Source organism: Modestobacter versicolor (assembly GCF_014195485.1).
GTDB lineage: Bacteria > Actinomycetota > Actinomycetes > Mycobacteriales > Geodermatophilaceae > Modestobacter > Modestobacter versicolor.
The window spans coordinates 188,857-214,636 of the sequence record NZ_JACIBU010000001.1 but is presented as its reverse complement, the minus strand read 5'-3'; the positions used below and the strand labels follow the sequence as shown (position 1 = coordinate 214,636).

General features: G+C 75.9%; 25 protein-coding genes. 15 read left to right on the top strand and 10 right to left on the bottom strand.

Going from position 1 to position 25,780, the window contains the following annotated elements; genetic code table 11:
- Nucleotides 1-28: 28 nt before the first annotated feature.
- Complete coding sequence (locus FHX36_RS00990; protein ID WP_309147336.1) at nt 29-1,177, bottom strand: amidohydrolase family protein; 1,149 nt, start codon at nt 1,175-1,177, stop codon at nt 29-31.
- Between the two features lie 45 nt (nt 1,178-1,222).
- Between FHX36_RS00990 and FHX36_RS00985 the strand changes: the two genes are divergently transcribed.
- On the top strand, nt 1,223-2,113 hold the full coding sequence (locus FHX36_RS00985; protein WP_183513431.1) for an oxidoreductase: 891 nt from the start codon (nt 1,223-1,225) through the stop codon (nt 2,111-2,113).
- On the opposite strand, the gene FHX36_RS00980 is transcribed toward FHX36_RS00985, so the two are convergent.
- Complete coding sequence (locus FHX36_RS00980; protein WP_343056542.1) at nt 2,076-3,224, bottom strand: MFS transporter; 1,149 nt, start codon at nt 3,222-3,224, stop codon at nt 2,076-2,078. The genes FHX36_RS00985 and FHX36_RS00980 overlap by 38 nt on opposite strands.
- A gap of 60 nt (nt 3,225-3,284) precedes the next feature.
- On the opposite strand from FHX36_RS00980, the gene FHX36_RS00975 reads away from it, so the two are divergent.
- Genes FHX36_RS00975 through FHX36_RS00965 form a run of 3 tightly spaced genes read left to right on the top strand, consistent with a single transcriptional unit; the run spans nt 3,285 to nt 5,795 of the window.
- Nucleotides 3,285-3,857: a TetR/AcrR family transcriptional regulator gene (locus tag FHX36_RS00975; RefSeq protein ID WP_110554355.1), complete on the top strand. Its 573-nt coding sequence runs from the start codon at nt 3,285-3,287 to the stop codon at nt 3,855-3,857.
- A gap of 59 nt (nt 3,858-3,916) precedes the next feature.
- On the top strand, nt 3,917-4,897 hold the full coding sequence (locus tag FHX36_RS00970; RefSeq protein ID WP_110554354.1) for a YihY/virulence factor BrkB family protein: 981 nt from the start codon (nt 3,917-3,919) through the stop codon (nt 4,895-4,897).
- 28 nt (nt 4,898-4,925) lie between these two features.
- Nucleotides 4,926-5,795: a proline dehydrogenase family protein gene (locus FHX36_RS00965; protein ID WP_183513429.1), complete on the top strand. Its 870-nt coding sequence runs from the start codon at nt 4,926-4,928 to the stop codon at nt 5,793-5,795.
- Here FHX36_RS00965 and FHX36_RS00960 read toward each other — a convergent pair.
- On the bottom strand, nt 5,756-7,336 hold the full coding sequence (locus FHX36_RS00960) for an APC family permease (RefSeq protein WP_110552790.1): 1,581 nt from the start codon (nt 7,334-7,336) through the stop codon (nt 5,756-5,758). The genes FHX36_RS00965 and FHX36_RS00960 overlap by 40 nt on opposite strands.
- 181 nt (nt 7,337-7,517) lie before the next feature.
- Here FHX36_RS00960 and FHX36_RS00955 point away from each other — a divergent pair, with 181 nt between their 5' ends.
- The 4 genes from FHX36_RS00955 to FHX36_RS00940 all read left to right on the top strand — a co-directional run bounded on the left by FHX36_RS00955 (nt 7,518) and on the right by FHX36_RS00940 (nt 10,534).
- Nucleotides 7,518-8,912: a glutamine synthetase family protein gene (locus FHX36_RS00955; protein ID WP_110552789.1), complete on the top strand. Its 1,395-nt coding sequence runs from the start codon at nt 7,518-7,520 to the stop codon at nt 8,910-8,912.
- A gap of 148 nt (nt 8,913-9,060) precedes the next feature.
- Complete coding sequence (locus FHX36_RS00950; RefSeq protein WP_246405372.1) at nt 9,061-9,546, top strand: Hsp20/alpha crystallin family protein; 486 nt, start codon at nt 9,061-9,063, stop codon at nt 9,544-9,546.
- Between the two features lie 67 nt (nt 9,547-9,613).
- Nucleotides 9,614-10,018, top strand: coding sequence for a helix-turn-helix domain-containing protein (locus FHX36_RS00945; protein ID WP_110552791.1), 405 nt, complete (start codon nt 9,614-9,616; stop codon nt 10,016-10,018).
- 6 nt (nt 10,019-10,024) lie between these two features.
- The gene (locus tag FHX36_RS00940) at nt 10,025-10,534 is read left to right on the top strand and encodes a hypothetical protein (protein ID WP_110552788.1); all 510 of its coding nucleotides are present in this window, start codon (nt 10,025-10,027) and stop codon (nt 10,532-10,534) included.
- A 92-nt stretch (nt 10,535-10,626) separates the two neighbouring features.
- Here FHX36_RS00940 and FHX36_RS00935 read toward each other — a convergent pair whose 3' ends face one another.
- The 3 genes from FHX36_RS00935 to FHX36_RS00925 are packed head-to-tail and all read right to left on the bottom strand — an operon-like array spanning nt 10,627 to nt 12,907.
- On the bottom strand, nt 10,627-11,565 hold the full coding sequence (locus FHX36_RS00935) for a quinone oxidoreductase family protein (RefSeq protein WP_110552787.1): 939 nt from the start codon (nt 11,563-11,565) through the stop codon (nt 10,627-10,629).
- A gap of 26 nt (nt 11,566-11,591) precedes the next feature.
- Entirely contained in the window at nt 11,592-12,536 is a 945-nt protein-coding gene (locus FHX36_RS00930) for a M56 family metallopeptidase (RefSeq protein ID WP_110552786.1), read from the bottom strand.
- Between the two features lie 2 nt (nt 12,537-12,538).
- A complete protein-coding gene (locus tag FHX36_RS00925) occupies nt 12,539-12,907 on the bottom strand; it encodes a BlaI/MecI/CopY family transcriptional regulator (protein ID WP_110552785.1) in 369 nt (122 codons plus the stop codon).
- A gap of 113 nt (nt 12,908-13,020) precedes the next feature.
- On the opposite strand from FHX36_RS00925, the gene FHX36_RS00920 reads away from it, so the two are divergent.
- The 5 genes from FHX36_RS00920 to FHX36_RS00900 are packed head-to-tail and all read left to right on the top strand — an operon-like array spanning nt 13,021 to nt 20,165.
- Nucleotides 13,021-14,574 carry a cytochrome ubiquinol oxidase subunit I gene (locus FHX36_RS00920; protein ID WP_110552784.1) on the top strand — a complete coding sequence of 518 codons (1,554 nt, stop codon included), beginning with the start codon at nt 13,021-13,023 and terminating at the stop codon, nt 14,572-14,574.
- A 12-nt stretch (nt 14,575-14,586) separates the two neighbouring features.
- Complete coding sequence (gene cydB, locus FHX36_RS00915) at nt 14,587-15,600, top strand: cytochrome d ubiquinol oxidase subunit II (RefSeq protein WP_183513428.1); 1,014 nt, start codon at nt 14,587-14,589, stop codon at nt 15,598-15,600.
- The gene (gene cydC, locus FHX36_RS00910) at nt 15,597-18,983 is read left to right on the top strand and encodes a thiol reductant ABC exporter subunit CydC (protein ID WP_183513427.1); all 3,387 of its coding nucleotides are present in this window, start codon (nt 15,597-15,599) and stop codon (nt 18,981-18,983) included. Before cydB ends, cydC begins: the two co-directional genes overlap by 4 nt.
- A 48-nt stretch (nt 18,984-19,031) precedes the next feature.
- Complete coding sequence (locus tag FHX36_RS00905) at nt 19,032-19,760, top strand: GAF domain-containing protein (RefSeq protein ID WP_183513426.1); 729 nt, start codon at nt 19,032-19,034, stop codon at nt 19,758-19,760.
- 30 nt (nt 19,761-19,790) lie between these two features.
- Nucleotides 19,791-20,165, top strand: coding sequence for a DUF1801 domain-containing protein (locus FHX36_RS00900; protein WP_110552164.1), 375 nt, complete (start codon nt 19,791-19,793; stop codon nt 20,163-20,165).
- Between the two features lie 3 nt (nt 20,166-20,168).
- Here FHX36_RS00900 and FHX36_RS00895 read toward each other — a convergent pair whose 3' ends face one another.
- Nucleotides 20,169-20,822: a hypothetical protein gene (locus FHX36_RS00895; RefSeq protein WP_110552163.1), complete on the bottom strand. Its 654-nt coding sequence runs from the start codon at nt 20,820-20,822 to the stop codon at nt 20,169-20,171.
- 36 nt (nt 20,823-20,858) lie between these two features.
- On the opposite strand from FHX36_RS00895, the gene FHX36_RS00890 reads away from it, so the two are divergent.
- Nucleotides 20,859-21,128, top strand: a complete 270-nt coding sequence (locus FHX36_RS00890; RefSeq protein WP_110552162.1) for a hypothetical protein — start codon at nt 20,859-20,861, stop codon at nt 21,126-21,128.
- Nucleotides 21,129-21,145: 17 nt separating this feature from the next.
- Entirely contained in the window at nt 21,146-22,051 is a 906-nt protein-coding gene (locus tag FHX36_RS00885) for an NAD-dependent epimerase/dehydratase family protein (protein WP_220035933.1), read from the top strand.
- 5 nt (nt 22,052-22,056) lie between these two features.
- On the opposite strand, the gene eutC is transcribed toward FHX36_RS00885, so the two are convergent.
- Genes eutC through eat form a run of 3 tightly spaced genes read right to left on the bottom strand, consistent with a single transcriptional unit; the run spans nt 22,057 to nt 25,723 of the window.
- Entirely contained in the window at nt 22,057-22,857 is an 801-nt protein-coding gene (eutC, locus tag FHX36_RS00880) for an ethanolamine ammonia-lyase subunit EutC (protein ID WP_110552160.1), read from the bottom strand.
- Entirely contained in the window at nt 22,857-24,263 is a 1,407-nt protein-coding gene (locus FHX36_RS00875) for an ethanolamine ammonia-lyase subunit EutB (protein WP_110552159.1), read from the bottom strand. Before FHX36_RS00875 ends, eutC begins: the two co-directional genes overlap by 1 nt.
- The gene (gene eat, locus FHX36_RS00870; RefSeq protein WP_110552158.1) at nt 24,260-25,723 is read right to left on the bottom strand and encodes an ethanolamine permease; all 1,464 of its coding nucleotides are present in this window, start codon (nt 25,721-25,723) and stop codon (nt 24,260-24,262) included. The genes FHX36_RS00875 and eat overlap by 4 nt, the downstream gene beginning before the upstream one ends.
- Nucleotides 25,724-25,780 lie beyond the last annotated feature (57 nt).

Genomic DNA, 25,780 nt, shown 5'->3' with positions numbered 1-25,780 from the left:
CCTCCCGGACCGGCGTTGCGGGCAGGTGTCAGGCGTCCAGCCGGTAGGCCCGCCGGGCGTTGCCGGCGCCGATCATCGCGGCGACCCGGGCGGCGTCCGACGCGGTCCACGCGTCCTCGGCGACCCCCTCGGCCAGGTAGCGGCCCAGGCCGCGCCGGAAGAGCCCGGTGCCCAGCAGGTACAGCTCGGCGAGGCCGAAGGCGTCGGAGGAGAACAGCACCTTGCCGAAGGGGGCCAGCTCGAGCAGCTCGCGCTGCAGCGCCCCGGAGCGGTGCCCGAGGTTGTGGGTGGCCAGCCCGACGTCGACGAACACGTGGCCGAAGACCTGGGCCAGGAAGCCGGCGTTGCGGTGGAACGGGTAGTTGTGCAGCAGGGTCACCGGCACCCCGGCGGGTTCGGTGGCCCGCAGCAGGTCGGTGAGCAGCAGCGGGTCGCAGCGGTGCAGGTCGACGTCGGCGTCGCCGTACCCGACGTGGAACTGGACCGGCAGCCGCAGGTCGATGCCGCTCCAGACCAGGAACCGGTGCAGGACCGGGTCGGCGATCCGCGGCCGGCCACCGGCGGCCACCTCGGTGAGCACCGACGCGGCGGCCAGCGCCACCTCGGCGTCCGAGGGCCGGGCGCCCTCCAGCGCGAGGCCGACCCGGTAGGCGGCGATCGACTTGACCCCGGCGGCGTGCTCGGTGCGCGAGGCCAGCCGGGTGCGGAACAGCTCGGCGAAGCCCGCGGCGCTGCCGCCCTCGGCGAGCACCTCCTCGGCGAGGGCCTCCAGCCGGACGATCTCGCGGGCCTGCCCGCCGGCGAGCGCCGCCAGCTCGGTGGGCGTGGTGATCGGCTCGGGCAGGTAGCCGGTGTCGACCAGGAAGGTCTGCGTGCCGGTCGCGGCCATCAGCCGGCGGTTGACCTCGTCGGCGCCCAGCTCGGCCCGCCGGGCCAGGTACTCCTCGGCCGGGGCGTGCGCCGGCAGGTCGAGCACCGGCGCGCACCAGCGGCGGACGGCGAAGCCGATCTGCGAGTCGAACAGCGAGCCGCCGAGCGGTCCCGGGCCCGCCGCCTCGGTCAGCATCGCCTCGAACTCCGGCCGCTCGAGGTCGCGCCGCACCAGGCCGTGGCAGTGGTGGTCGACGAGCGGGAGGTCGGCGAGGTCGGGGTCCAGGTGGACGTGCTGGTCGCTCACCGGGACAGTCTGGCCCGGGGCCGGCACCGACCTACAGTCGGCCGCATGGCGACCTCCTGGACGACGGCGGACATCCCCTCCCAGGCCGGTCGCACCGCCGTGGTCACCGGCGGCAACAGCGGGCTGGGGCTGGCGACCGCGCGGGCGCTGGCCGCGGCCGGTGCCCGGGTGGTGCTGGCCGTGCGCGACGAGGCCCGCGGCTCGGCGGCGGCCGCCGCGCTGCCCGGGGAGGTCGAGGTGCGGCGGCTCGATCTCGCCGACCTGTCCTCGGTGCGCGCGTTCGCGGCCGGCTGGACCGGCGACCTCGACGTCCTGGTGGCCAACGCCGGGATCATGGCCGTGCCGCAGGCCCGCACCACCGACGGGTTCGAGCTGCAGTTCGGCACCAACCACCTGGGGCACTTCGCGCTGACCAACCTGCTGCTGCCGCACGTCACCGACCGGGTGGTCACGGTCTCGTCGATGCTGCACCGCTCGGGGCGGATCGTCCTGGACGACCTCAACTGGGAGCGGCGGCGCTACTCCGCCTCCGGCGCGTACGGGCAGTCGAAGCTGGCCAACCTGCTGTTCACGCTGGAGCTGCAGCGCCGGCTGACCGACGCCGGGTCAGCGGTGCGGGCCACCGCGGCCCACCCGGGCTGGGCAGCGACGAACCTGCAGGGGAGGTCGGGCAGCCGGGTCACGGACGCCGCGATGGCGCTGGGGAACCGGCTGGTCGCGGTCAGCGCCGAGCAGGGCGCGCTGCCCACGCTGTACGCGGCGGTCGCCGACGTGCCCGGCGGCAGCTTCGCCGGCCCGGGCGGCCGGCTGCTGCGCGGCGCCCCCACCCTGGTCGACCGCAGCGCGGCGGCGTTCGACGACGGGACGGCCCGCCGGCTGTGGACGGCGTCGGCCGAGCTCAGCGGCGTCGACTTCCCGGCGTCGCTGCCGCGCTGACCCGGGTGCGGGGCTCGGCCGCCAGGGCCGCGCCGACCAGCAGCACGGCCGCGACGACGAACGCCGCGGGCGCCCCCGCCCGGTCGGCGACGACGCCCAGCACCAGCGCGCCGGCCGCCTGACCGACCGTCAGCCCGACGAACAGGACGGCGGCCGCCTGCGGGGCCGCGGCCGGCACCCGATGCGCTCCCCAGGCGAGCAGCACGCCGCTGAGCACCACGAAGGCGCAGCCGAACGCGGCGAGGGCGAGCCCGGCGGGGACGGCTGCGCCCGGGAGGGCGGCGAGGAGCAGCACGGCGGCGGTGGCCAGCGCGGCGGCACCTGCCCACGCCCGGCGGAGGCCGGCCCGCCCGACGAGGTCGCCGCTGAGCCCGCCCGCCAACCCCCCGGCGCCGAGGACGCACCACAGCAGGCCGGTGGTGGAGTCGGGCAGCCCGCCGTCGCGGGCGAGCAGGTCGCGGCCGAACGTCCAGACCGCAGCGCACCCGGCGCCGCCGAGGACCGCGGCGACCAGCGGCCGCGCCAGCGGACCCAGCGGCAGGCCGCTCCGGTCGTCGTCGCCGTCCTCGTGCCGGCCCACCTGCGCCCAGGCGGTGCGGCGGTCGGCCGCCCAGGTCGCCGCCAGCGCGAGCACCGCGAAGCCGGCCCACGCCCAGCGCCACAGCCCGGGCGCCGCCAGGACGAGCAGGCCGCCGGCGACGACGCCGGCCCCGGTGCCGCTGTTGACCACCGCCTGGGCCCGCTGCTCGACCGCCGGCCGCACCGTGGCGGTCACCGCCGCGACGAGCGCCGGGGTCGCGGCGCCGGCACCGCTGCCGGCGACCAGCACCCCGGCCGCGAGCACCCCGGCCGACGGGGCGGACGCGACCACCGCCGACCCCACGGCGGCCGTCCCCCCGGCCAGCCAGAGCGCCGTGCGGGCGCGCTGCCGGCCAACCTGCCGCTGGGCGAGCAGGGCGGTCAGGCAGTAGGCGAGGTAGCTGCCGGCCGCGATGCCGCCGGCGGTCGCCGCGGTGACGCCGAACTCGCCGCGGAACTGCGGGAGGAAGAGGCCGAAGCCGTAGCGGGCGAGCCCGTAGGTGACGGCGATGACCGCCAGGCCGGCGGGCACCAGTCCGGCTGCGGGGCGCTGTAACGATCGTTTCACCATAACGCTCGTTACAGTAGGGCCATGACCACATCGGCGCGCGAGCGCGTGCTCGCGGCGGCCGGCGAGCTGTTCTACGCCGCCGGCATCGCGGCGACCGGGGTCGACGCGGTGCTGGCGCGGGCCAGGGTGTCGCCGGCGACGATGTACGCCCACTTCGCCGGCAAGGACGGCCTGGTCGCCGCCTACCTCGAGGACCGCCACACCACCTGGCGGCAGACCTGGGACGCGGTGCTCGCCGAGCGGAGCGACCCGGTCGAGCGGCTGCTGTCGCTGTTCGACGCGGTCACCCGCTACCGCGAGCAGCAGGGCAACCGGCGCGGCTGCGCCTTCCTCGCCGCCGCGACCGAGCTGCCGCCCGGCCACCCCGGCCAGCGGTGGCTGGTGGCCGACTCCACGCTGCTGACCGGACGGCTGCGCGACCTCGCCGCGGCCGCCGGCCTGCCCGACCCCGACGACGCCGCGGCCACGCTGCTGCTGCTCTACGACGGGGCGCTGAGCCGGGAGGCCCGCACCGCGACCACCCCGGAGCTGCCCCCCGACGACCCGTTCGGCCGCGCCCGGCGGCTCGCGGCGGGGTGGATCGTGGCCCGCTGACGTCACGGGGCGGACACGGTCCCGTGGTGCGCGACGGGACGGCGTGGTGCAGTGGGCGCGTGTCCGTCGCAGACAAGCTGGACCGCCTGCAGCGCCGGCACCGGGCAGCGGGGTTCCCGATCGCCGTCGTCTACAAGTACGTCGACGACTCCGGCCCCTACCTGGCCGCGCTGATCACCTACTACGCCTTCGTCTCGCTCTTCCCGCTGCTGCTGCTGTTCTCCACGGTGCTGAGCAGCGTGCTGGCCGGCGACCCGGAGCTGCAGCAGCGGCTGCTGGACTCCGCGCTCAGCCAGTTCCCGGTGGTCGGCGACCAGCTGGGCACCCCGGAGGAGCTCAGCGGCGGGGTCGTCGGTGTCGTCGTCGGCATCCTCGGCGCGCTGTACGGCGGGCTCGGGGTCGCCCAGGCGGTCCAGTACGCGATGAACACCGCCTGGTCGGTGCCGCGCAACAGCCGGCCCAACCCCTTCCTGGCCCGTGGCCGCAGCCTGCTGCTGCTGGGCACCGCCGGGATCGCCGTGCTGGGGACGACGGCGCTGTCGACCCTCGGCTCGGGCAATGCCGGCTCGCTGGGCACGGTGCTGCGGATGCTGGCGCTGGTCGGCTCGATCACCGTGAACGGCATCGTCTTCGTCTTCGCGTTCCGGCTGGCCACCGCCCGGCACCTGACCATCCGGCAGGTCGCCCCCGGGGCGCTGATCGCGGCGGTCCTGTGGCAGCTGCTGCAGACCTTCGGCGTCGCCTACGTCAGCCGCGTCATCAGTACCGCCAGCGCGACGAACGGCGTGTTCGCCCTGGTCCTCGGCCTGCTGGCGTTCCTCTACCTGGCCGCGGTCGTGGGCGTGCTGTGCGTGGAGATCAACGTGGTGCACGTCCAGCGGCTGTGGCCCCGCGCGCTGCTCACCCCGTTCACCGACGACGTCGACCTCACCCCCGGCGACCGGCGCAGCTACACCGGCCAGGCCAAGGCGCAGCGCCAGAAGGGCTTCGAGACCGTGCACGTCACCTTCGACCCGCCCGATCGCAGCACCAGCTCCTGAGCGCCGCGGGCCTGGCAGGCTGCACCGGGTGACCGTCGACCGCGCGCTGCTGTTCCGCCTCGCCACCAGCCGGCGCTGGGAGCAGCTGGTCACGGCCGCCCCGGGCGGTGAGGCCCGTGCCTGGCGGGCGGCCTCGCGCTACGTCGCCGGCCGCACCCGGCCCGAGGCGGTGCAGGCCACGGCCGGGCTGCTCGCCCAGGGGCACGGGGTGAGCGTGGACCTCTTCGGCGAGCTCGTCGACGACCCCGCCGAGGCCGACCGGGTGCGCGACGACTACCTGGAGCTGGCCGCCGAGCTCCCGGCCGGCGACGTGTGGCTCTCGATCGACCTCAGCCACCTCGCCCTGGACGTCGACCCCGCCGGTGCGGCGGACCGGCTCGCCGCGGTCGCCGCCGCGCTGCCCCCCGGGAGGCGGCTGCAGGTGGGCGCCGAGGACGCCGGCCGCACCGACGCCGTCCAGGGCTGCCTGCTCGAGGTGGCCGGGCGGGGGCTGGCGCACCGGCTGGCCGGCACCCTGCAGGCCAACCTGCGGCGCACCCCCGACGACCTCCCCGCGCTGACCGCCGCCGGGGTGCACGTGCGGCTGGTCAAGGGCGCCTACCTCGAGGCCGCCGGCGCGTACCCGCACGGCGAGCCGACCGACCTGGCGTTCCTCCGGCTGGGCGCCCGGCTGGCCGAGACCGGAGCGCCCTGGTCGATGGCCACCCACGACGGCCGGCTCCGCGAGGCGCTGCTGATGGCCGTCGGCACCGTGCCGGTCGAGCACCTGTTCGGCGTGCGGCCGGAGGTGCTCGACGAGCTGCGCGACCGCGGCGTGCCGACCCGGGTGTACCTGCCCTACGGCCCGGCCTGGTTCCGCTACTGGATGCGCCGGGTGGCGGAGTCCCGCGGGGCCTGACCCTCGGCGAGCTGCTCCTCCTCGCGGGCGCCCAGCTCGGCAGCGGTCAGCGCGGCCCCGGCCCGCTGGGCCATCGCCGGGGCCACCAGCACCGCCACCAGCCCCACCAGCAGCCAGCCCCCGGCGACGATCGGGAACCAGAACGCCGGCCCGTCCTCGTGGGCGGGGTAGGGCGCCACGTTCCGGTAGATCGTGTAGCCGAGCACGACGAGAGCCAGCACCGGGACGACCACCTGCCACCTCGGCACCGCCGGCATCCGGCGCTGGATGAAGACCAGGCGGATCGCGCCGACCGTGGTCAGCAGGTAGGCGACCAGCAGGATCAGCGTGCCGATGGTGCCCGACCACAGGAAGGTGTCGAAGGCCTCCGCGTCGAATCCGACCGCGCACACCACCTGGACCAGCGCCATGACCGCGGTGACGGCGATCGCCGCGACCGCCGGGGTGCCGGCCGGGGTGGTGGCGGCCAGACCGCTGGCGCGCGCGGGGTCGCGGCGGGTGTCCCGGGCGAAGGCGTAGGTGAGCCTGGAGGCGCCGACCACGCAGGCCAGGCAGCAGCCGAACGCGCTGATCGCCGCGCCGAGGGTGATCAGGTCGCCCACCCAGCCGGCGATGTAGCTGCTGCCCAGGTCGCCGAGCAGCGACGGGGAGGAGGCGAACGCGGCCACCCCGGCCTCGTCGGTGCCGAAGGCCATCATCTCGATCGCGGTGACCACCACGAAGTAGACGCCGCCGAAGACCGCCGTGCCGAGGATCGCCCGCGGGATGTCCTTGCGGGGGTTGCGGGCCTCCTCGCCGAGGGTCGCCGCGGCCTCGAAGCCGGCGAAGGAGAGGAACCCGAAGACCACGCCCAGGAACACCGCGGACAGCTCGGTGCCGGGGGCGACGGTGAAGACGTCGAGGGTGAAACCGGCGTCCGGCGAGGGGGCGCCGGCGGGGACGTTGCCCGACACCAGCCGCACCAGCACGATCGCGCTGATCACCAGGATGAGCGCGATGGTCAGGCCCTCGACGGTGAGCAGCACCGACGTGCCGCGCCGGGCCGGCACGATGGTCAGCGCCAGCGCGGCGACGAGGGCGACGCCGGCGAGCAGGAAGGGCGCCCACGACGGCGGGCTCGGCCAGATGCCGACCTCCTGCAGGAACGCGGTGCCGAAGATGCCGGTCGCGCTGGAGGTGACCACGCCGTAGAAGCAGTAGGTGCCGAGCAGCCCGAAGCCGGAGACCAGCCCCGCGCGGGGGCCCAGCGTCGCGCCGACGAAGGCGTAGACCGAGCCGGCGTGGTGGAAGTACTGGCACAGCCGGACGAAGCCGTAGGCCACCAGCAGCACGCCGATCGCGGCGAGCAGGAAGGCCAGCGGGACGGCACGGCCGACGGTGCCCGCGGTGCCCTGCGGGTTGATGTTGGCCGCCATGGACGGTGCCATCAGCGCGACCGAGAGACCGACCGCCTGCCAGACCGACAGCGACCGGGTCAGGCCGCCGGACGTGGGCTGCTGGCTGCTGGTGGCCCCGTCGGGACGGGGGGTCGAGACGGCCATCGGAGCGCTCCTCGGGCTCACCGGTTGCGCCGGGCAACGGCGCGTGGCGAGAGTGTGCCCGGCCCGGGGCCTCCGGGGGAGGTCGTCATGCACTCTTCACCTGACGGTGACACCGCCCCCGCGAGGCTGGGCACGGACCCGGGGCGGCGCGCGGCCGGAGCGAGGAGACACGGAGGCACCGATGGAGCTGCACGAGCGGGACGAGCGACGGGCCGCGGCCGAGGCGGTGCTGGGTGAGCTGGCCGAGGCCGGGGTGGTCGGCGTCGTCCTGCCCTGGGTCGACACCAGCGGGATCACCCGGGTGAAGTCCGTGCCGCTGGCGAGGCTGCCCGGCGCGGCCCAGTGGGGCGTGGGGATGAGCCCGGTCTTCGACGGCTTCCTGGTCGACGACTCGATCGTGGCCGGCAGCTACGCCGGCAGCGCGATCGGCGACCTGCGGCTGCACCCCGACCTCTCCCGGCTGACGGTGCTGGCCGGCCAGCCCGGCTGGGCCTGGGCGCCGGTCGACCGGTACACCCAGGACGGCGAACCGCACGTGCAGTGCTCGCGCTCGCTGCTGCGCCGGCTGGTCGGCGGGTACGCCGACGAGGGGCTGACCCTCAAGGCGGCGGTCGAGGTCGAGTGGGCGCTCGGGGTCGGCAGCCTGCCCGAGGGCGCCGACCCGGACGCCTTCGTCCCCGCCCTGGCCGGCCCGGCCTACGGCATGACCCGGCACGTCGAGGTCTCCGACTACGCCCGCGACCTGCTCCAGGCGCTGGCCGACCAGGGCGTCGCCGTCGACCAGTTCCACCCCGAGTACGCCGCCGGGCAGCTGGAGGTCTCCGTCGCCGCGCAGGACCCGGTGGCCGCCGCGGACACCGCGCTGCTGGTGCGGCACACGATCACCGCCGTCAGCATGGAGCACGGGCTGCGGGCCTCCTTCTCCCCCAAGGTCACCGCCGACGGCGTGGGCAACGGCGGGCACGTGCACCTGTCGGTGTGGCGGGACGGGCAGAACCTGATGAGCGGCGGGCCGGGCACCTTCGGGCTGACCGCCGAGGGCGAGGCGTTCACCGCCGGCCTGCTCGAGCACCTGCCCGGGCTGCTGGCGATCGGCGCCCCGAGCGTCGCCTCCTACCTGCGGCTGGTGCCCTCGCACTGGGCGGGGGCGTTCGCCGTCTGGGGGCTGGAGAACCGCGAGGCCGCCGTCCGCTTCGTCACCGGCCCGAGCGGTCACCGGCAGGCCGCGGCCAACGTCGAGGTGAAGTGCGTCGACGGCGCCGCGAACCCGTACCTGCTGATGGCCGGGCTGCTCGCCGCCGGCCGGGCGGGGATGCGCGCCGGCGCGACGCTGCCCGACCCGGTCGGCATCGACCCCGGGTCGCTGTCCGAGGAGGGACGCCGCGAGGCCGGCATCACCGCGCTCCCGGCCTCCCTCGAGGAGGCGGTCCGCGCCTTCGAGTCCGACACCGAGCTGACCGGGGTGTTCGGCACCGAGCTCGCCACCACCATCGTCGAGGTGCGCCGCGGCGAGATCGCGCTGTTCGCGGGCACCTCGCCGGAGGGGGTCACCCGGGCCGTCCGCTGGCGGTACTGAACCTGCAGGCGTCACTGGAAGATTTCTGCGGTGGAGATGTTTACTCCAGACGCCGGATGAGGTAATCTCCAGTTGCCGCTGGAGGTTCGCCTCGGGCGGCAGACAACTGGACACCGAACCACCGCACGATCTCCCGGAGGCCGCAGCCATGATGCTGACTTCCAACGACCCGTTCGCCGCCACGTCCGCTGCTCTGCGCGCGCTGGACCAGCTCACCGGCCGCGGGGGCACGACGACCGCCCGCCCGCTGGCCGGGATGCCGATGGACGCCTACCGGGTGGGTGACAACTTCGTCGCCCACTTCGACCTGCCCGGCGTCGACCCCGGCTCCATCGACCTGCAGGTCGAGGGCACCACGCTGACCATCAGCGCCGAGCGCTCGGTCCCGCAGATCGAGGGCGCGCAGTGGCAGGTCGCCGAGCGCCCGTTCGGCAGCTACACCCGGCAGCTGGTGCTGGGCCGCAGCCTGGACACCGAGCGGCTGGAGGCGAGCTACCACGACGGCGTGCTGACCGTGAGCATCCCGGTCGCCGAGAAGGCGAAGGCCCGCAAGATCACCGTGACCCGGGCGGACACCCCGGCCGCGGTGGAGGCGCACACGATCGAGGGCCAGCAGCCCGCGGTCGAGAGCTGATCAGCACCACCCCGAGGGAGGGGCGGGACCGGTGGTCCCGCCCCTCCTCGCGTTCCCGGGAGACGAGATGACCACCGACCCGCTCCAGCCGCTGGACGACCCCGACCACCCGGTGCTGACCATGAGCCAGGCCGCCGAGCTGCTCGGCGTGCAGGCCGCCTTCCTGCGCAGCCTGGACTCCAGCGGCGTGCTGCACCCGCACCGCTCCCCCGGTGGCCACCGCCGCTACTCCCGGCACCAGCTGCAGCTCGCCGCCCGGGTCCGGGTGCTGCTGGACGACGGCCACCTCCTCGCCTCGGCCCAGGTCATCGTGCAGCTGGAGGACGACCTCGCCGACGCCCGGGACCAGCGCGACGCGGCCCTCCGAGACCGTCATCCGGTCGCCGGTGAGCAGGCGAACACTCACAGCCAAGTGACAGATGGGTCACAGAACCCACCAAAGCGTGTGGAAGATCCACTCGCCGGGCACTGACCGGCCATGGCAACAAGTGATCGCAACTCCACGCACGGTCGCACACTCGAGCACACCCGCCCGGCGAACACCACGGGCGCGCACGTCGCCACCGCCGGCGTCGTCGTCTTCCTGATCGCGACGTTCCTGGACTGGGTGTCCACCGAGGGCGCAGACAGCACCTCCGGCTCCGGCTACGAGACCGACACGACCATCCCGCTGGTCGCCTTCCTGGGCGTCGGCCTGGCCGTCGCCCTGCAGTACGCCGCCAACCGCGCCCGGGGCCGCCAGCACCGTGGCCTGTCGCTGACCGCCATGGCCGTCGGCATCGCCGCCGTCCTGCTGTCGCTGAGCTACGTCATCGACGTGCCGGGCGCCTTCGAGCGCGGCGCCGACCTGTCCACCGAGATCGGCGCCTGGATCGGCCTGCTCGGCGGCATCGTCTGGTCCGTCGGGGCCGGCCTGCTGGCCAAGGAGCCCGAGGGCGACGACGACTGGGACGACTCCACGACCACCGAGGCGCACCGCACTCGCTGATCCGCCGCACGGCCGCACCGGCCGCGCCTCCCCCCCGCACGGGCACCCGACTGCAGGCCACACGCCTGCGGACGGGTGCCCGTTCGGCGTCCTCAGGGCACCAGCACCAGCTTGCGGTGCGCCGAGGCCACCTGCCGCTGCCACACCCGGGCGACGTCGGCCAGCGGCGCGCGCTCGACCTCCACCGCGATCCGGCCGGCCGCCGCGTGGCCGGTGAGCTCCACCCAGCCCGCGGCCACGACGTCGCGGGGCACGTGCCGGGTCGTGTAACCGAGCAGGTCGACCATCGACTCCCTGAACCCGCCCGCCGCCAGCTCGGCCGACGCCGCCGCCGAGTGGCCGATCTGCACGTGCCGCATGCCCCGCCGGGCGGCGCCCATCGCGGCCAGCGCGGGTACGCCCCAGACCGGGTCGATGGTCACGTCGACCCCGCCGTCGGCCGCCGTCCGGATCCGCTCCGCGAGCTCGGCCACCGACGGCTCGCCGGAGAGGTCGACCGTGGCGTCGGCGCCGAGGTCGGCCAGCCGCTGCAGCGAGCCGGCGTCCCGGGCGGCCGCCACCACCCGGCCGGCACCGAGCACCTTCGCGGCCTGGACGGCGATCTGGCCGAGCACCCCGCTGGCGCCGAGCACCAGCACCGTCTCCCCCGGCTGCAGGCGGGCCCGCCACTGCAGCGGCAGCCAGGCGGCCAGCCCGGCGATACCCATCGCCACGGCCAGGCCGTCCTCGAGCTGCTCGGGGACGTCGAGCAGCGAGTCGGCCGGGACGACGGTGCGCTGCGCCATCGCGCCGAAGGGCGCCACGCACCCGTTGAAGTAGACCCGCCGGCCCTCGACCGTGCCCACGCCCTCCCGCCCGGCGACCGAGGGGAACGGCGGCCGGGTGACGAACGCGCCCGCGGCGGTGGCGACGTCGACCGGGTTGACCCCCGCCACGCGCACGTCCACCACGACCTGGCCGGGGCCGGCCGCCGGCTCGTCGAAGGAGGTGAAGACGGGGGTGCCGGGCTCGGGCAGAACTGCTGCGTCCATCCCCCGACGCTAGGCGACCCCGGGGGCTACAGCTGGACGAGGGCGGGCAGCACCAGCAGCAGGGTGGGCAGCAGCAGCAGGGCGAGCGCGCAGGTCAGCGCGGCCCACCGCCCGGCGGCGGGCAGCGGCGCAGCCGGGGCGAGCAGCCGGCGCACCCGGACGGCGACCGCACCGCCGGTGACCGCCAGCGCGCCGTCCGGCAGCTGACCGCCGGCACCGGCCGCGACCGCGACGATCGCCGCCGCCAGCGTCCGGCGCGGGTCGGGCCCGGACAGCGAGCGCAGGGCCACGTCGTCCGCGCGCATCTCGACGAGGTCGCGCACCGCGTCGTGGGCGCGGTCGGCGGCGGGGAGCACCGGCAGAGCCGCGCGCCAGGCGACGAAGGGCAGCAGCAGCAGGTGGTGGTGCTCGGCGAGGTGCGCCCGCTCGTGGGCGACGACCGCCTCGACCTGGGCGCCGTCCAGCTCGTCGACCATCCCCGAGGAGAGCACCAGCAGCGGCCGGACGCCGGGGATGCAGAAGGCCACCGGCGCGGGGTGGTCCAGCAGCAGCGTCTCCGCGGCCGGCGTCGCCACCCCCGGTCGCACCACCAGCTCCAGCAGCGCGCGGTGCCGGCGCCGGGTGCGGGCGGTGCGGACGCCGGAGAGCACCAGCACCCCCAGCAGCTCCACGGCCAGCACGGCGGCGAGGGTCTGGGCGACCCAGTGGTCCCCGCGCACCGCCTCCTGCGCCGGCTGCCGGCTGACCCAGTGCCACCAGGCCTCCGGCAGCGAGTGGCCCCACGGGGCGAGCCCGTGCACCAGCAGCGCACCGATGATCGACAGGCCGCCGGCCAGCCCGATCGCCTGCCAGCAGACCAGCGCGACCAGCGGATCGCGGCGGGGCCAGGCCGCGCGGGCGAGCGCCGCGGGCACCGGCCACGCCAGCAGGGCGGCCAGCACACCCAGCGCGATCGCGCTCGCGGGGAGCACGGTCAGCGCTGCGGGGCGGCGTCCGGGTCGGCCGCGGCCAGCAGCTCCCGCAGCATGCGCACCTCGTCGTCCCCGACGCTGCCGACGAACCGGGCCAGCGCCGCCTGCCGGTCGCCGGCCTGGCCGAGCACCTCGTGCATGAGGTCGGCGACGTGCTCCTCGCGGCTGCCCCGGGCGCGGAACTGGCGGGGGCGGGCGTCGTCGTGCTCGACGAAGCCCTTCTGCTCCAGCCGGGTCAGCACGGTGTGCACGGTGGTGAGCGCGAGGTTCCGGCCGGCGAAGTCGTCGCGCAGCCGGGTGGCGGTGACCGGGCCCTCGACGGCCCACAGGTGCTCGAGCACGGTGCGCTCCAGCTCTCCCAGCGTGTTCACGGTCCTCCTGTCGGCCAGCTCACACGGCGTGTCTTCTACGAACTGTAGAAAGGGTCTTCTACTCGGCGTAGAAAGAACGTGTCGATCGTACGACAGCAGCAGAGGAGACCGCGGTGGACGTGTTGGACATCGCCCGCTGGCAGTTCGGGATCACCACCGTCTACCACTTCCTGATGGTGCCGCTGACCATCGGCCTGGGGATCCTGGTCGCGGTCATGCACACGATGTGGGTGCGCACCGACAAGCCCGAGTGGCTGCGGATGACCCGGTTCTGGGGCCGCATCTACCTGATCAACTTCGTCCTCGGGGTGGCCACCGGCCTGGTCCAGGAGTTCCAGTTCGGCCTGGCCTGGAGCGAGTACAGCCGCTTCGTCGGCGACGTCTTCGGCTCGCTGCTGGCGCTGGAGGCACTGCTCGCGTTCTTCCTCGAGTCGACCTTCCTGGGCCTGTGGATCTTCGGCTGGGGCCGGATCCCGAAGAAGGCGCACCTGGCGACCCTGTGGGCCGCGGTCATCGGCTCGGTGGTCAGCGCGTACTTCATCATCGCGGCCAACTCCTGGATGCAGCACCCGGTCGGGGTGGTCACCGACGACGCCACCGGCCGCCCGGTCCAGGTCGACTTCCTCGCCGTGCTGAGCAACAACACCGCGCTGGCCGCCTTCAGCCACACCATCGTCGCCGCGCTGATGGTCGCCGGCGCCGCCCTGGTGGGCATCGGCCTGTGGCACCTGCGCAAGCGGGCGCTGGCCGGCGCGCCCACCACGGACGTCGACCACTCGGTGTGGCGCCGCTCGGTGCGGCTCGGCGGCTACGTCTCGGTCGCGGCGTTCCTCCTCACCGCGGTCACCGGCGACATCCAGGGCAAGCTGATGTACGAGCAGCAGCCGCTGAAGATGTCCTCGGCCGAGGCGCTCTGCGAGACCGAGGCGCCGGCGCCCTTCTCCATCTTCGCGTTCAGCAAGTTCGGCAGCCAGGAGTGCGACGACGTCCACTCGTGGACGGTGCCCTACCTGCTCTCCTACCTCGCCCACGGCGACTTCTCCACCGCCGTCCCCGGCGTCAACGAGCTGCAGGCCGAGTACGAGGCCGCCTACGGCGAGACCTACCCCGACGACCCGTCGTACGGGGACCTGGCCGGCGAGCCGATCGACTACACCCCGCTGCTGGCGGTCACCTACTGGAACTTCCGGCTGATGATCGGCATGGGCATGGCCTCGGCCGCGGTGGGCGCCTACGCCCTGTGGGCCACCCGCAAGGGCCGGGTCCCGACGTCGAAGACCGGTGTGTACGGCTCGCTGCTGGCGATCGGTGCCCCGTTCGTCGCCAACGCGTCGGGGTGGATCTTCACCGAGATGGGCCGCCAGCCCTTCGTCGTCTACCCGAACCCCGACGTCCCCCGGGCCGACCAGGTCTACTTCTTCACCGCCCAGGCCGTCTCCCCCGGCGTCAGCGCCGGCGAGGTGCTCACCTCGCTGATCACCCTCACCGCCGTCTACGGCGCGCTCGCGGTGGTCGAGCTGTGGCTGCTGGTCCGCTTCGTGCGCGGCGGCGTCACCTCCGGCGACGGGGCGCCCACGCCCGGGCACACCCCGGAGGGCACGCCGGACGACGACCTGCCCGGGGGCCGCGACAAGCACGAGGACGACGTCCTCTCGTTCGCCTACTAGGAGAGACCGACCATGGACCTGCAGACCGTCTGGTTCGTCGCCGTCGCGGTGCTCTGGACCGGCTTCCTGCTGCTGGAGGGCTTCGACTTCGGGGTGGCCGCCCTGCTGCCGGTGCTCGGCCGCAAGCCCGCCGACCGGCACCTGATGCTCCGCTCGATCGGCCCCCTCTGGGACGGCAACGAGGTCTGGCTGATCACCGCGGCCGGCGCGGTCTTCGCCGCCTTCCCGGGTTGGTACGCCACCTGGCTGCCCGCGCTGTACCTGCCGTTCGTGCTGGTGCTGTTCGGGCTGATCATCCGGGCGGTGGCGTTCGAGTGGCGGCACTCGCACCACACCGCCCAGTGGGACACCACCTGGACGCACGTCATCACCGGCGGGTCGCTGATCGCGGCCCTGGGCATCGGCGCCGCGCTCGGGGCCACCACCCTCGGCCTGCCGGTCGACGCCGACGGCAACCGGGTCGGCGGCGCCTTCGCCGGCGTCGGCTGGCCTGCGGTGCTCGGCGCCGTCGCGGTGCTGTCGTTCTCGCTGGTCCACGGCGCGGTCTTCCTCGCGCTGAAGACCGACGGCCCGGTGCGGCTGGCCGCCCGCCGGTTCGCCCGCCGCTGGTCGCCGGTGGCCGCCGTGCCGCTGCTGGTCTGGGCCGGGCTGGTCCAGCTGCGCGACGGCACGACGGCCACCGCGGTGCTCTGGCTGGTCGCCGCGCTCGCCGTGCTGGTCACCTGGACCCGCGTCCGCGTCGACCGCGAGGGCCAGGCCTTCACCGCCTGGGCCGTGGTGCTGCTGGGCTCGGCGGCGACCATCTTCGGGTCGGCCTACCCGGTCGTCGTCCCCTCGACGATCGACCCCGCCTTCGACGTCACCATCTCCGACGCCTCGGTCAGCGACTACACGCTCACGGTGATGACCTGGGCGGCCGGCGTCGGCCTGCCCGTGGTGCTGGGCTACCAGGCCTGGACCTACTGGGTGTTCCGCAAGCGGCTGACCGCCGAGCCGGAGACCCCCGCGGAGCCGGTGCACGTATGAGCTCCGACCGCGCGCGCGGGCCGCTCGGCGCGCTGGCCGGGGTCCCCGGGCTGACCGGGGCGCTGGCCCGCGCCGCCGTGCTGGCGCTGGTCCAGACGGCCGGCGTGGTCCTGCTCGCCGCGGGGCTCGCCCGCGCGGTGGCCGACGTCGCCGCCGGGACGACCCCGGGCACGCCGCTGCTGGTGGCGCTGGCCGGCGCCGCGGTGCGGGCGGCCGCCGGCGGGCTGGGCAGCGTCGTCGCCACCCGGGACGCCCGCCGGGCCGAGGACACCCTGCGCCGCCGGCTGCTCACCCGGTTGCTGGACGGCGAGGGCGAGGCCGTCACCGCGGCCGGCGGCACCGGCCCGGCCGCCGTGCTGGCCGCCACCCGGCTGCACGACCTCGGGCCCGCCCTGGCCACCTACCTGCCCGCGCTGGCGTCCACGATCGTCGTCCCGCCGGTGCTGCTCGTCGTCCTGGGCGTCACCGACTGGCTCTCCGCGCTGCTGGTCGCGGTGACCCTGCCGCTGGTGCCGCTGTTCATGGCCCTCGTCGGGCTGCACACCCGGGACCAGACCGCCGAGGCCGCCCGCGCGCTGGACCGGATCGCCGGGCACGTCGCCGAGCTGGTCCGCGGCCTGCCGGTGCTGGTCGGGCTGGGCCGGGCCGCCGACCAGCTGACCGCGCTCACCGACCTGGGCGAGGCGCACCGCCGCCGCACGATCGCCACGCTGCGGATCGCGTTCCTGTCCTCCCTGGTGCTCGAGGTGCTGGCCACGCTGTCGGTCGCGCTGGTCGCGGTCACCGTCGGCATCCGGCTCACCCACGGCTCCATGGGCCTGGACGTCGGCCTGCTCGCGCTGCTGCTGGCGCCCGAGGCGTTCGCGCCGCTGCGCGCGCTGGGCTCGGCGCACCACGCCTCCGAGGACGCCGCCGAGGCCGCCGCCGCCGCCCGGGCCGTGCTGGCCACCCCCGCGCCGCGACCGCTGGTCGAGGAGCCACCGGCCGGCGAGCTGCGCGGCATCGCCGTCACCGGCCTGACCGTCGGCTTCCCCGGCCGTGGCGCCCCCGCCGTCTCCGGCCTCGACCTCACCGTCGCCCCCGGTGAGCTCGTCGCGCTGCGCGGACCCAGCGGGTCGGGCAAGTCCACCGTGCTCGCCGTCCTCGCCGGTCAGCTGCTCGACGGCGGCGCCGCCGAGGTCAGCGGCACCGTGCTGCGCCCGGCCGACGTCGCCGTCGTCCCGCAGTTCCCCACGACCGTCGCCGGCACGGTGGTCGACGAGCTGCGCCGGCACGCCGGGGACGTCGACGACGCGCGGGCCACCGACCTGGCCGACACCGCGCTGGAGTGGGTCGAGGGCGTGCACCTGCGCGACCGCGCCTGCCGCACCCTCTCCCCCGGCGAGCTGCAGCGGGTCGCACTGGCCCGGGCGCTGGTGCGGGTGCTGCGCGGCGCCCGGGTGCTGCTGCTGGACGAGCCGACCGCCTCGCTGGACGCCGAGTCGACCGCGGTCGTCGCCGAGCTGCTGCTGCGGCTGCGCGGCTCGCTGGTCACCGTGCTGGTCACGCACGAGCCGGCGCTGGCCGCGCTCGCCGACCGCACCGTCGACCTGCCCGGCGCCGACCCCGACCTGCCCCCGCTGACCACCGTCCCGGCGGCCACCACCCCCAACCCGGCCGCCAGCACCCCTGCACCAGCTCTCGGCGCCGGATCCGGCCCGGAGTTCGGCGCCGAGACCGGGCTGTCCTGGCCGCGGCGGGCGGTCGCCCGGGCGGTCGCGTACGGCGCGGCCTCCAGCGCGGCCGGCATCGCGCTGACCGCGGTCTCCGGCTGGCTCATCGTCCGGGCCGCCGAGCAGCCGCCGATCCTCACCCTGATGGTGGCGATCGTCGCCGTCCGCGGGTCCGGGCTGGGCCGCGCGGTGCTCCGCTGGCTGGAGCGGCTGGCCAGCCACGACGCCGCCTTCCGGCTCGCCTCGACCACCCGGCTCCGGCTGTGGACGGCGCTGGTCGCCCAGGGCCCGGCGGCCGACCGCACCCCCGGCCGGGCGCTGGCCCGGGTGGTCGGCGACGTCGGCCTCCTGCAGGACCTGTCGGTTCGGGTGGTGACCCCGCCGCTGGTCTCGGCCGTCGTGCTCACCGGGACCGCGGCGGTGCTCACCGTGCTCGACCCGCTGGCCGGCGGGCTGGTCGCCGCGGTGCTCGTAGCCGCCGTGCTGGCCGTGCTGGGCGTGCACCGCTGGGCCGACCGCGGCGTCGCCCGGTCCGCCGCCGAGCTGCAGACGGTGACCCTGCGGGAGACCACCGCGACGTTGGAGGCCGCCGGCGACCTTCGGGTGCACGGCCTGGCGCCGTCCGCCGTCGACCGGCTCGACGACCTGGGCCGGCGGCAGGGGCGGGCCGCGCAGGCCGGTGCCGCCGCGGCTGCCGTCGGCGACGCGATCGCGGTGCTGGCCACCGGCGCCGCCGCCGTGCTGGCGCTCGCCGTCGGTGCCGCCGCGGTGCGCGCCGGGGAGATGTCCGCCCCGGTGGCCGCCGTGCTGGCGCTGGCCCCGCTGGCCCTGCTCGAGCCGCTCACCGCCATCGGGGCCGCCCGCCGCAACCGGCTGGCCTGGCTCGACGCGCGGGCCCGGGTCGAGGCGGTGCTCGCCGAGCCGGTGGCCGCCGACCCCGCTCCGGCCGACCGGCTGCCCGCGCCGTCACCGGTGCGCGAGCTGGCCGCCGAGCACCTCACCGCCGGCTGGCCGGGCCGCCCGGCGGTGCTGCACGACCTCGACCTGCTCGCCACCGCCGGCGCCGGCTGGCTGGTGGTCACCGGGCCGTCCGGCTCGGGCAAGTCGACGCTGCTCGCGGTGCTGATGGCCGCGCTGCGCCCGACCTCCGGTGACCTGGTGCTCGGCGACGGCCGCCGTCCGGTGCCGGTCGACCGGCTGACCCGAGCCGACGTCCAGGCCGCGATCGCCTGGTGCCCGCAGGACGCGCACGTCTTCGACGCCTCGGTGCGCGCCAACCTCGCCCTCGCCCGGCCCCGCGGCGAGCTGGCCGGCCCGGACGGCGAGGCGGCCATGCGCCGGGCGCTGACCGACGCCGGGCTGGGCGGCCTGCTGGGGACGCTGCCCGACGGGCTCGACACCCCGGTCGGCGCCGGCGGCACCTCGCTGTCCGGCGGCGAGCGGCGGCGGCTGGCGGTGGCGCGGGCGCTGCTGGCCGACCGCGACGTCGTGCTGCTCGACGAGCCCACCGCGCACCTCGACCCGCCGACCGCGGCCGCGCTCGTCGCCGACCTCCGCCGGGCCCTGGCCGGCCGGCTCGTCGTCTGCGTCACCCACGACCCGGCGGTGGCCGGTGAGCAGGACAGCGTGCTGGCACTCGGCGCGCACGCACCGGCACCGGCGCGCCGCTGACCGACCCCCCGCCGGAGCCCGCCCCACCGGGGCGAGGACCGTGGGGCGATGACCCTCGCCGAGCACTTCGCCACCGCGCTCGCCGAGACCGGCGGGGACGACGAGGACGGCCACCTGCTGCCCGACCGGCTGGCCCGCGCCACCGCCCGGGTGCTGGAGGTCGACGGCGCCGGGCTGAGCGTGCTGGCCGGTCCGCACGGCCGCTCGCCGCTGGGCGCCAGCTCGCCGGACGCCGCCCGGGCCGAGCGGCTGCAGTTCACCGCCGGGGTCGGCCCCTGCCGGCTCGCGCACGCCACCGGCCAGCCGGTGTTCGTGGTCGAGGACGACATCCGCACGCGGTGGCCGGGATTCGCCGACCTGCTGCTCACCGGTACCCCGTTCCGCGGCATCGTCTCGCTGCCGCTCCGCCCGCCGATCTGCGGCGCGCTGGACCTGTTCACCGTCGACCCCGGCGGGGTGGCCCGGCTCGACGTCTTCGACGCGCTCGCGGTCGGCGACCTGGTCACCTCGGCGCTCGCCGACGCCGCCGTCTGGTCGACCTGGTCGGAGGCGGCCGGCCCGGACTGGCTGCACAGCCCGGCGGCCGAGCGGCGCGCGGTGGTCTGGCAGGCGGTCGGCCGGACCGGCGCCGCGCTGGACCTGGCCGCCCCGGAGGCGCTGGCCCTGCTGCGCGCGCACGCCTACGCCGCCGGCCGGTCGGTGGACTCGGTGGCCGCCGACCTCGTGAGCGGGCGGATCGGGGCCGCCGACGTCGCAGGGCGGCCCGGCGGCGGCTGACCGGGCGCCGGGATGGGGCAGGCTGGGCGCATGGCACAGCCGACCGTCGAGGAGTTCCTCGCCGAGCTCGACCACCCGCGCGCGGACGACGTCCGCCGGCTGCGGGCGGCGATCATGGCGGGCAACCCGTCGCTCACCGAGCACGTGAAGTGGAAGGCGCCCAGCTTCTGCTCCGACGGCGTCGACCGGGTCACCTTCCGACTGTTCCCCGCCGACCACCTGCAGCTGGTGTTCCACCGCGGCGCGAAGCCCCAGGACACCGAGGGCTTCGTGTTCGGGGACGACGCCGGGCTGCTCCGCTGGGTCGCCACCGACCGGGCCGTGCTGACCCTGGGCGACCCGGCCGACGTCGCCGCCGAGGAGGCGGCGATCGTCGCGCTGGTCGGCCGCTGGATCGAGGTCTGACCCTCAGTCGCAGGGCGGCCCGGCGGGGACGTCGACCCGGATCTCGCGGCCCAGCTCGGCGTCCACCAGCGGCAGGTCGTCGCCGGACCAGAAGCTGCCGGGGTCGTAGGCGTTGAGCGGCCGGTTCTTCGGCAGCAGCCCCATCGCGGTGTAGGTGGCCGCCACCAGCTCGGCGCAGAAGATCGTGTCGTTGGTCTGGTGCCGGCGCAGCTTGCCGTTGGCCCAGCCGCGGGCCAGGTGCCGGGTGGTGGGGAACGGCTTGCCGTCGAGCCGGGCGATGGTGCGCAGGACGGCGTCCTCCATCTCCCGGGTCACCCCGCCGTCCTCGGCCGGGCCGACCAGCTGCCGCATCCAGCCCTGCTGGCCGTAGCGCTTCTTCCAGACGCAGACCGCGTCGGAGAGGTCGTGCAGCTGGACACCACGCTGGTGCCGCCCGGACCACACGTCGGCCAGCGAGTGCCCCAGCTCCGCGTGCCACAGCAGCGGCGGCAGGTCCTCGATGACCACGGCCATCCCGACGTGGTTGACCGGGGCGTTGGTGACCGTCTGGATGGCCCGGTCGGCGAGCGAGGCGCCGCGGAACACCCAGACGTCGCCGGTGCGCGTCAGCTCCACGGCCTCGTGCAGCGGGAGGGCACCGGCGGACGTACGCGACACGACACGGGAGTGAGCCACACCACTACGGTAGCGGCCATGCGCCTCTCCAAGCTGCTCGGAGTCGCCGGGATTGTCGGCGTAGCGGCCACCGGTGCGGTCCTGGTCCGCCACGAACGCCACCGGCGGGCCTACTCCGCCGAGGAGGTGCGGGCCCGGTTGCAGGGCCGGGTGGCCGAGGTCGCCACCGCGGACGCCGACCCCGACCTGGTGCCCGACTGGCCCGCCGAGGTCGAGCGCCCGCAGCGGCACCCGATGGAGGCACTGCTGTCCACGGTGATGAAGATCGGCCCGCTGCGCCGCTTCTGACCGGGAACAGCCGGCCGGTGCACCGGCTTGTCGCGCACATGGACGTCTTCCTCACCGGTGGCACCGGTCTCGTCGGTTCCGCGGTGCTGCTCGCCCTCCTCGAGGAGGGGCACACCGTGCACGCGCTGGCGCGCAGCGAGCGGTCGGCCCGGGTGCTGGCGAGCACCTCGGCGATCGTCGTCCGCGGTGACGTCGGCGACCCGGCCCTGCTGGCCGAGGCCGCCCGCTCCGCCGACGGCTTCGTGCACACCGCCGCCGCCGCGGACGGCGAGGACGCGCAGCGCGACGCCGCCCTGCTCGACGCGGTGCTCCCGGTGCTGGCCGGCACCGGCAAGCCCTACGTGCACACCAGCGGCGTGTGGGCGCACGGCTCGGGCGAGATCGACGAGGACACCCCGTTCGCCCCGCCGCAGCTCACCGCCTGGCGACTGCCGCTCGACGCGCGGGTGCGCGCCGCGGCCGCCGACGGCGTGCGCTCGGTGCTGATCGCGCCCGGCATCGTGCACGGGCGCGGCCTGGGCCTGCCGACCGTGGTCAAGGACGGCCCGCGCACCGAGGACGGCGCGCTGGTGCTGCCCGGCAGCGGCGAGCAGCACTGGACGACGGTGCACACCGACGACCTCGCCCGGCTCTACGTCCGCGCCCTGACCGACGCCGCCCCCGGCTCGTACTACCTGGGCGTCAGCGGCGCCAACCCGACGGTCCGCGAGATCGGCGAGGCGGCCAGCCGGGGCGCGGGCCTGGACCCGGCCACCGTGCCCTCCACGGACGCGGAGACCGAGGCCCGGCTCGGGGCCCTGGCCGGCGCGCTCGCCCTGGACCAGCAGGCCACCGGCGCGAAGGCCCGCGCCGAGCTGGACTGGAAGCCCACCGGCCCGACGCTGCTGGAGGACCTCAGCTCCGGCTCCTACGTCGCCGCCTAGGGGCCTCAAGCCGGCGGGAGCGCGGTCCCCTCGTCCTTGAGGACGACGCCGGACGCGCCCAGCCGGCGCGAGGCCTGCAGCAGCGCGACCAGGGTGTCCGCGGCCTGGGCGTAGCCGAGCCCGTGCGGCGGGCGGACGTTGGAGATGCAGTTGCGCTCCGAGTCCGCCCGCCCCGGGCGCGGGCCGGAGGTGAGGTAGAGGCCCAGGCTGTCCGCCGAGCTCAGCCCCGGCCGCTCCCCCACCAGCACGACGGCGATCCCCGCGCCGAGCGCCTCGCCGACCGGGTCGCCGAGGGCCACCCGGGCCTGGTGCGCGAGCACGATCGGCGCGACCGACCAGCCGGGCAGCCGCTCCAGCAGGGCCGCGACCGTGCCCGCCGCGTGCTCGTGCACCGCCCGCGGGGAGAGCCCGTCGGCGAGCACCAGCGCGAGGTCGTGCGACCCGGCGGGCAGCTCGGTGCCCTCGGCCAGCCGGCGGCCGAGGTCGGGCCGCTGCAGGTAGGTGGTCCGGTCCGGTGCCTGGCTGTGCACCTCGAGCACCTCCAGCCCGACGCCGGCCGCGGTCAGCGCGGCACGCACCAGATCGGCGTCCAGCGCGGTGTGCACCGCGTCCCGCGCGGCGGCGTGCGCGGCGCGGAACTCCAGCTCGCGCGCCGTCGGCAGCCCGTCGCCCGCCCGGCCCAGCGCGACCCGGGCCCGGGTGGCGTTGCGCAGCAGCGCCCACGGGTCGTCCCCACCCCGAAGATGGCCATCTCCGGGGTCCAGCGGAGCCCGGAGATGGCCGTCTTCGGGGGGAAGGGGGGTCATCAGCGGGCCGCCGCGAGCAAGGCGCGGGCGGCGGGGGCGTCGGCGGCGAGCTCGCGCACCCGACCGGCGTCGTCCAGCAGGTCCATCCGGGCCAGCCACGCCTCGAACTCCGGCGCCGGTCGCAGGTCCAGCACCGAGCGGGCGGTGAGCACGTCCTGGAACGACAGCGACTGGTAGTGCAGCATCACGTCGTCCGAGCCCGGGACGGCGATGACGAACGAGCAGCCCGCCGCGCCGAGCAGCAGGGTCAACGTGTCGGTGTCGTCGCCGTCGACGTCGGTGTGGTTCGTGTAGCAGACGTCGACGCCCATCGGCAGGCCGAGCAGCTTGCCGCAGAAGTGGTCCTCCAGCCCGGCGCGGATGACCTGCTTGCCGTCGTAGAGGTACTCCGGGCCGATGAAGCCGACGACGGTGTTCACCAGCAGCGGGTCGAAGTGCCGGGCCACCCCGTAGGCGCGGCACTCCAGGGTCTGCTGGTCCACCGGCCCGTCGACGCCGTGGTGCGCGTCGGCCGACAGCGCCGACCCCTGCCCGGTCTCGAAGTAGGTGACGTTGCGGCCCACGGTGCCGCGGCCGAGCTCCAGCGCCGCGGTTCGCGCCTCGGCCAGCAGGTCCAGGGTCACCCCGAACCCGCGGTTGCCGGCCTGGGTGCCGGCCACCGACTGGAACACCAGGTCGACCGGGGCGCCCTGCTCCAGCGCCCGCAGCGTCGTGGTGACGTGGGCCAGCACGCAGGACTGGGTGGGGATCTCGTAGCGGCTGATCACCGCGTCGACCAGCTCCAGCAGCGCCACGGTCTGCGCCGGGGAGTCGGTGGCCGGGTTGATGCCGATGACGGCGTCGCCGCTGCCGTGCAGCAGCCCGTCGAGGATCGACGCGGTCACGCCCACCGGGTCGTCGGTCGGGTGGTTGGGCTGCAGCCTCGAGGCCAGCCGGCCGGGCAGCCCCAGCGTGCTGCGCAGGCCGGTGACCACCCGGGTCCGCCGGGCGACCGCGACCAGGTCGGCGTTGCGCATCAGCTTGGACACCGCGGCGACCATCTCCGGGGTCAGCCCGCGGGCCAGCGCGGAGATCGCCGCCTCGTCCCGCTCGGCCGCCCGGGCCAGCAGCCACTCGCGGAACTCCCCCACCGTCAGCGAGGCGACCGGGGCGAACGCGGCGGCGTCGTGGGTGTCCAGCACCAGCCGGGTGACGTCGTCCTCGTCGTAGCCGACCACCTGCTCGTCGAGGAAGGTGGCCAGCGGGACGTCGGCGAGCACGACCTGGGCGGCGACCCGCTGGGCCTGCGACTCCGCCGCGACCCCGGCGAGCACGTCGCCCGAGCGGGCCGGGGTCGCCTTGGCCAGCAGGTCCGACAGCGAGGCGAACTCGTAGGTGTGCCCGCCCAGCGTCGTCCGGCGTCTCACCGGAGTTCCTCGTCGGCGGCGGCGAGCGCGGCGAACTCCTCCTCGGGCGCCGAGGCCACCAGGTGGTGCCGGCTGTAGAGGGCGAAGTAGGCCAGGAAGACGGCGTAGGCGACCAGCGTCCAGACCGCCGCCTCGACGTCGACGAGGAAGGTGGCGACCACCGCCGCGGCGGCCAGCACCAGCGCGACGCCGGTCGTCGCCACCCCGCCCGGCGTGCGGTAGGGCCGCGGCAGCTCGGGCTCGCGACGGCGCAGCACGATGTGGCTGAGCATCATCAGCACGTAGGAGACCGTGGCGCCGAAGACGGCCATGTTCAGCAGCATCGCGCCCTGCCCGGTCAGCGAGAGCACGAAGCCGATCGCGCCGGGCACCAGCAGCGCCAGCACCGGCGCCTTGCGCGCGTTGGTCACCGACAGCGACCGGGGCAGGTAGCCGGCCCGGGAGAGCGCGAACGTCTGCCGCGAGTAGGCGTAGATGATCGAGAAGAAGCTGGCCACCAGGCCGAAGAGACCCGCGTAGTTGACCACCCGGGTGAGCCCCTCGGAGGCGCCCGCCGCGGCCAGCGCGTCGACCGGCGGGTTGCCCGACTCCGCCATCGCCGCCGACCCGCCCGCGCCGGGGGTGAGCACCAGCATCAGGACGGCGAGGGCCACCAGCACGCCCATCGCGGCGATGATCCCGCGGGGCATCGCGCGGGCCGGGTCGCGCGCCTCCTCCGCGGCCAGCGGCACGCTCTCCACGGCCAGGAAGAACCAGATCGCGAAGGGGAACGCCGCCCAGATGCCGATCAGCCCGTAGGGCAGGAAGTCCGAGGCACCGGCGGCGTCGGTGGGGGCGATGTCGAGCAGGTTGCCGGCGTCGAACTGCGGGATCGCCCCGAGCAGGAAGACCACCAGGCCGACGACGGCGATCACGGTGACCACGAACATCGCCTTGAGCGCCTCGCCGACGCCGAGCAGGTGGACGCCGATGAACAGCGCGTAGACCGCCAGGTAGACCCACCAGCCGTCGGTGATGCCGAACAGCCCGAGCGACTCGACGTAGGCGCCGATGAAGGTGGCGATGGCAGCGGGCGCGATGGCGTACTCGATCAGCACCGCGATGCCGGTGGCGTAGCCGCCCCACGGGCCCAGCGCCCGGCGGGCGAAGGTGTACCCGCCGCCCGCGGTCGGCAGCGCCGAGCCGAGCTCGGCCAGCCCGAACACCATCGCGGTGTACATGACCGCCATCAGGACGACGGCGATCAGCAGCCCGCCGAAGCCGCCCTCGGCCAGCCCGAAGTTCCAGCCGGCGTAGTCACCGGAGATGACCGCGGAGACGCCGAGCCCGGCGAGCAGCAGCCACCCCGCCGTCCCGGAGCGCAGCTCCCGCTTCTGCAGGTAGCCGGCGTCGACCTGCTCGGCCTCGACCCCCCGCCCGGGTCCGTGGGGCGCGCGGGGCGATACGGGTTCGGCGGTCATCTCGGGTCCTCCGGCTCGGCGGCGCCCGCCGGTCCGGGCGCGCGGCCAGCGTGTTCC